Genomic DNA, 5,691 nt, shown 5'->3' on the forward strand with positions numbered 1-5,691 from the left:
GTGAGCGCATCGGTCGTATCGGGTGGCGAGGCGTCGCCAGTCCTTGAGCTTTGCGAACAGGGTCTCGACTTTGTGGCGCTGGCGGTAGAGAGCCGCATCGTAGGTGAACGGAACCTTGCGGCTTCGGCTTGATGGGATGCAGGGCTTGATGCCGCGCGCTTCGAGTTCGGAGCGGAACCAGGTGCTGTCGTAACCTCGGTCGGCGATCAGGTGGGCGGCGGGCGGCAGGACCTCAAGCACGAGGCGTGCGCCCCTGTGGTCGCTCATCTGAGCTTCGGACAGGAGCATGATGATCGGCCGCCCGTCGCCGTCGCAAACGGTGTGGAGCTTGGTAGTCAGGCCGCCCTTGGTTCGCCCGACACGACGGGGAACATCCCCTTTTTGAGCAGGCTCGCCGCCGTGCGGTGGGCCTTCAGGTGCGTCGCGTCGATCATGATGCGCTCAGGCTTCGGCCCCTGACCGGCGAGCCCGGCGAAGATGCGGTCGAAGACGCCCATGCGGCTCCAGCGAATAAAGCGGTTGTAGAGGGTCTTCGGCGGGCCGTAGCCGGCCGGCGCATCCTTCCATTGCAGCCCGTTGCGGATCACGTAGACGATGTCGCTCACCACCCGCCGGTCATCGACCCGTGGAACCCCATGCGACAGCGGAAAGAACGGCGATATCCGCCCCATCTGACGCTCGCTCAACAGAAACAGTCCGGCCATCGTAACCTCCGTTCGAAAGCCGAACTCAATCAGATATCAAAGCAAATTAATAGGTCCTGTGCCTAGCTGCGCAAGGCAATGGCGCGTAGCTTCGGCGCGGCCGGCGCCTTATGGATGAAGGAAGCGCGCATGGCGGAAAGCACCCGCTCGATGCGCAAGGCAATCCTCGACCGGGACATTCTTCCGGCATGGAAGAACCGCCTTCTGACCGAGGTGACGCCGGACGATCTGCGGCAGCTCTGCACCAAGGTGAAGGAGCGCGGCGCGCCGGCGACCGCCGTCCACGTTCGGGATATCGTGAAACAGATCTTCGCCTTCGCGATCCTGCACGGCGAGAAAGTGCCGAACCCGGCTGACGAGGTAGGGCCGGCCTCGATCGCGACGTTCCAACCGAAGGATCGGGCGCTGTCGTCGGCCGAAATCAAGATCATGCTGCAGCAGGTCGAGCACGTGCCGACCCTGCCGACCATCCGCCTCGGCCTGCGGCTGATCCTGCTCACCATGGTGCGCAAGAGCGAACTGACGGATGCCGTCTGGGACGAGGTCGATTTCGAGAACGCCGTGTGGACCATCCCGAAGGAACGCATGAAGCGGTCGAAGGCGCACAATGTCTATCTGTCGCAACAGTCGCTCGACATCCTGATCGCCTTGAAGACCTGCGCTGGCAACTCGCGCTACCTGCTGCCGTCCCGCTATGCCGCCGACGCGCCCATGTCCCGCGCGACCTTCAATCGCGTCACCACGGCTGTTGTGGCCCGGGCGAAGAAGGAGGGACTGCCGCTGGAGCCGTTCACGGTCCACGATCTGCGCCGCACCGGATCCACCCTCCTGAACGAACTCGGCTTCAACAGCGATTGGATCGAGAAGTGCTTGGCCCACGAGGACGGGCGTTCATCGCGGGGCGTCTACAACAAGGCCGAGTACGGGCATCAGCGTCGGCACATGCTGCAGGAATGGGCCAATCTGGTGGACGCCTGGGTGGCAGGTCAGAAGTATGTTCCGACGCTCTATCCGCCGTCGATGGATCTGTTGGTGCCGGGGCAGCATTGCCCGCAGAAGCATCTCCGGCGCGATCGAGGGCAGTCCCATCCCGGAATAAAGCACTGCGAAGTCGCCCGACAGCGCATCCAGCGCCACGTTGGCGAACTCCCGGATCAGCCGCAGCGGGTGATCCGGGCGAATCCGCGTCCCCAGATCCACATAGGAGAACAACTCTCCCGTCCGCTTGTCCGTCCTGCGCATCCGCCCCTCGCTTCCACGGCGGATTGAATCACGCCAAGACCGCCAGCGCGAGCGACTTCCTCAACACCTGCTAGACGCAGGCTAATCCATCCAGATCGCGATTACCGGTGACTCAGATGCGGCAAATTGGAACTTGCTCCATTTTTTTTGGGATGATATCCCAAAAAAAATGGAAGACTGATCTGGTGTAGGTTTGACCAGTAGCGGGAGCCATCTTCGGCATTCATTCGAATGACGAAGATCAAATCCAAAGGAGTATTAATGAGCTTGCATCCTCTCCTCCAGGAGAAGAAGCGCTTCGTTTCGCGCGACGGTGTCATCGAGCTGATCGACCGGCTGGCGAACAACCTCATCAACATCAAGGACGAGACCGGCGAATTCCTGATTCACCTGGACGATGGTCGCGTGATTGATGCCAAGGGCTGGGGCGGCTGGGAATGGACCCACGGCGTTGGCCTCTATGGCTTGTTCAAGCACTACGAACTGACGGGCGCTCCCAAGGTGCGGACGATTATCGAGAACTGGTTCTCCGCACGTTTTGCCGAGGGTACGCCCAGCAAGAACATCAACACGATGGCGCCCTTCCTCACGCTCGCGTGCCTCTACGAGCACACCGCGAACCACACCTGGATGCCCTATTTAGAAGCGTGGGCCGAGTGGGTGATGTACGACCTGCCGCGCACGCGCGAAGGCGGCTTTCAGCACGTCGTTTCGGAAAGGCTCAACGACCAGCAGGTGTGGGACGACACGCTGATGATGAGCGTGCTGCCGTTGGCCCGGATCGGCAAGCTGCTCGGCCGGCCGGAGTATGTCGAAGAGGCCAAGTACCAGTTCCTGCTGCACACCCAGTATCTTGCCGACCGGTCGAGCGGGCTGTGGTTCCACGGCTGGACGTTCGACGGCGACCACAACTTCGCCAACGCGCTCTGGGCCCGCGGCAACAGCTGGATCACCATCGCCATCCCGGAATTCATCGAGATGATCGATTTGAAGCCGGGCGATGCGATCCGCAAGCACCTGATCTCGACGCTCGAGCGTCAGGCCGCGGCCTTGGCGAAATACCAGGACCCGGAAACGGGCCTCTGGCATACCCTCGTCGACGACACCGGCAGCTATGTCGAGGCCTCGGCGACGGCCGGCTTTGCCTATGGTTTGCTCAAGGCGGCGCGCAAGCGCTACATCGGCGACCAGTATCGGGCGGTGGCCGAAAAGGCGGTGCAAGGCATCGTCGCCAACATCGGCGACGACGGCGAACTGCAGCAGGTGTCGTTCGGCACGCCGATGGGATCGGATCTCGATTTCTACCGGAACATCAAGCTGACCTCGATGCCATACGGCCAGGCGATGGCGATCCTGTGCCTGTCGGAGTATCTCCATACGTATATTTAGCACAACTGAGGATCGGAGACGGCCGATCTCAAGTCTTGTTTGGGAAGTAAAGGGTGGAATTCATGAAAAACCTAGCATTCTTTCTCGCGACCACGGCCCTGGTCGCGGTCGCGGGATCGGCTGACGCCGCGAGCGTCAACCTGCGTTTTGCCTATGCAACCAACGCGACGCCGACCAAGGAGGCGATGACCAAGTTCGGCGAGCTTCTTCAGGAAAAGACCAACGGCGAAGTGACCGTCACCTACTTCCCGGACAGCCAGCTCGGCGGCGAGCGCGAGCTGGTCGAGATGGTCCAGAGCGGCCTGCTCGACATGACCAAGGTCTCCGGAGGCCTGATGGAGAGCTTCTCGCCGGTCTACGGCGTGTTCTCGATGCCGTATCTGTTTTCCAGCGAGGACCAGTTCTACCAGGTCTTGGACGATCCGGACATCATGGGATCGGTCTACGAGTCGACCAAGGCCAATGGCATGGTCGGTCTGACCTATTACGGTTCGGGCCAGCGCAGCTTCTTCACCGTCAACAAGCCGATCATGCACGTTGGCGACCTGGCGGGGCTCAAGATCCGCGTCATGCAAAGCCCGACGTCGATCAAGATGATGGACGTCCTGGGCGGTTCGCCGGTCGCGATGAGCGCGGAGGAAGTCTATACTTCCTTGCAGCAAGGCATCATCGATGGCGCCGAAAGTAACGAATTTGCCCTGACCGTCGATCGCTTCGGAGAAATTACGAAGACCTACAGCTACGACATGCACACTCGCATTCCCGACATCATGTTGATTGGCACGGCGGCGCTCGACAAGCTGTCGGACGAGCAGAAGCAGGCGGTCTACGAGGCGGCCAAGGAGTCGACCGAGTACCAGAGAGAGCTCTGGGCGGCGGCCGTCCAGGTCGAGAAGACGAAGGCCGAGGACGAGTTCGGGGTGCAGTTCTTTTATCCGGACGTGGCTGAATTCCGAGAAGCGGTTCAGCCGATGTACGAAGAACTGAAGGCCAAGCCGGAGCAATACGAGATCTATCAGAAAATCCAGGCCAAGGCCGGCGAATAAGGGATACGCCGCCATGAGGGCTCTGCGACTCGTATTGGATCGCGTGACGGCAGTGCTTCTGTGTGTACTGCTGTCCGTTATGATCGTTCTGATCACCTGGCAGGTGTTCAGCCGATATGCGTTGAACGACCCCAGCGTCTTCACCGAGGAATTGCTGCGCTTCGGGGTGATCTGGCTGTCGTTGGTTGGCGCGGCCTACGTCACCGGCAAGAACAAGCACATGTCCGTCGATCTCGTGAAGGAGATGCTGGGCAAGGGCGCGCAGACAATCCTTCACATCGTGATCCAGCTCTTCTTCCTTGTCTTTGCGATGGCGGTGCTGATCGTCGGCGGCATGCATGCGATCTCGATCGCCGCTCACCAGGTGACGCCGGTGCTGCAGCTGCCGATGGGCGCTGTCTACGCCGCGTTGCCGACCAGCGGAGTCCTCATGGCGCTCTATGCCTTTCTCAACATCGGGGATGCCTTGTTCGAAACGAGCGCTCCCGAGACGTCTCTTCAGCCAAGCTCGGCACTGGACGGCTAGCCATGGCCACACAATCCGGACTTATCCTGATCTCGGTCTTCCTGGTGCTCGCGGCACTGGGGATTCCCTTGGCGCTCAGCATCGTGGCGGCGGCCATGTCGGCGGTCCTGCTGATCGCTCCGTTCGACATGGCGCTGTTCACCTCGGCGCAGAAGATGTCGTCGAGCCTCGACAGCTTCTCGCTGCTCGCCGTGCCGTTCTTCATCCTGTCCGGCGTCATCATGAACTCCGGCGGCATCGCCATTCGGCTGGTGAATTTCGCCAAGCTGATCGCCGGCCGCATCCCGGGCTCGCTGACCCAGACCAACATCGCCGGCAACATGCTGTTCGGCTGCATTTCGGGCTCCGCCATTGCGGCGTCGACTTCCATCGGCGGGGTGATGATCCCGCTGCAGGCGAACGAGGGCTACGACCGCAACTTCGCGGCCGCCGCCAACATCGCCTCGGCTCCGACCGGCATGCTGATCCCGCCGACGACCGCCTTCATCATCTATGCGCTGGTCTCCGGCGGCACCTCGATCGGCGCGTTGTTCCTCGGCGGTGCCGTGGCCGGCTCGCTCTGGGGCCTGGCGCTGATGGCGGTCACGTTCGTCGTCGCCAAGCGCCGCGGCTACGCGGTATCGGAATCGGTGAACTTCCAGGCGGCGATCAGGATCACGCTCGAAGCGCTGCCCAGCCTGTTCCTGATCGTGTTGATCATTGGCGGCATCGTGATGGGCATCTTCACCGCCATCGAGGCCTCGGCGATCGCCGTGGTCTACACCATGCTGCTCGCCTTCGTGGT

The 5,691-nt window shown here is 61.6% G+C and carries 5 protein-coding genes and 2 pseudogenes; 5 read left to right on the forward strand and 2 right to left on the reverse strand.

Features of this window, described 5'->3' with window-relative positions; all coding sequences use genetic code 11:
- Positions 1 to 704, reverse strand: a protein-coding gene (locus tag SMD10_RS06780) for an IS5 family transposase (protein ID WP_331684907.1) whose coding sequence is annotated in 2 segments (ribosomal slippage) — positions 1 to 371 and positions 371 to 704 — 705 coding nt annotated over the 2 segments. Because the reading frame shifts where the segments join, the coding sequence is not laid out codon by codon here. This gene is flagged as partial in the annotation.
- A gap of 81 nt (positions 705 to 785) precedes the next feature.
- Here SMD10_RS06780 and SMD10_RS06785 point away from each other — a divergent pair.
- Positions 786 to 1,727, forward strand: a pseudogene (locus SMD10_RS06785) (tyrosine-type recombinase/integrase); the annotation flags it as partial.
- Positions 1,728 to 1,745: 18 nt separating this feature from the next.
- On the opposite strand, the pseudogene SMD10_RS06790 reads toward SMD10_RS06785, so the two are convergent.
- Positions 1,746 to 1,946 (reverse strand): annotated as a pseudogene (locus tag SMD10_RS06790) (transposase); the annotation flags it as partial.
- A 261-nt stretch (positions 1,947 to 2,207) separates the two neighbouring features.
- Between SMD10_RS06790 and bglB the strand changes: the two are divergent.
- The 4 genes from bglB to SMD10_RS06810 all read left to right on the forward strand — a co-directional run.
- Complete coding sequence (bglB, locus tag SMD10_RS06795) at positions 2,208 to 3,335, forward strand: beta-galactosidase BglB (protein ID WP_331684908.1); 1,128 nt, start codon at positions 2,208 to 2,210, stop codon at positions 3,333 to 3,335.
- Between the two features lie 62 nt (positions 3,336 to 3,397).
- Complete coding sequence (locus SMD10_RS06800; RefSeq protein ID WP_331684909.1) at positions 3,398 to 4,381, forward strand: TRAP transporter substrate-binding protein; 984 nt, start codon at positions 3,398 to 3,400, stop codon at positions 4,379 to 4,381.
- Between the two features lie 13 nt (positions 4,382 to 4,394).
- The gene (locus SMD10_RS06805) at positions 4,395 to 4,907 is read left to right on the forward strand and encodes a TRAP transporter small permease (protein WP_331684910.1); all 513 of its coding nucleotides are present in this window, start codon (positions 4,395 to 4,397) and stop codon (positions 4,905 to 4,907) included.
- Between the two features lie 2 nt (positions 4,908 to 4,909).
- The coding region (locus SMD10_RS06810) for a TRAP transporter large permease subunit (RefSeq protein WP_331684911.1) at positions 4,910 to 5,691 on the forward strand (782 nt) is incomplete at its 3' end.

The organism is Consotaella aegiceratis (genome assembly GCF_036541425.1).
Classification (GTDB): Bacteria; Pseudomonadota; Alphaproteobacteria; order Rhizobiales; family Rhizobiaceae; genus Consotaella; species Consotaella aegiceratis.

Bases quoted from the DNA above. Each gene is read 5' to 3' on its own strand.
- SMD10_RS06805 (WP_331684910.1), top strand. From the start codon at position 4,395: ATGAGGGCTCTGCGACTCGTATTGGATCGCGTGACGGCAGTGCTTCTG.
- bglB (WP_331684908.1), top strand. From the start codon at position 2,208: ATGAGCTTGCATCCTCTCCTCCAGGAGAAGAAGCGCTTCGTTTCGCGC.
- SMD10_RS06800 (WP_331684909.1), top strand. From the start codon at position 3,398: ATGAAAAACCTAGCATTCTTTCTCGCGACCACGGCCCTGGTCGCGGTC.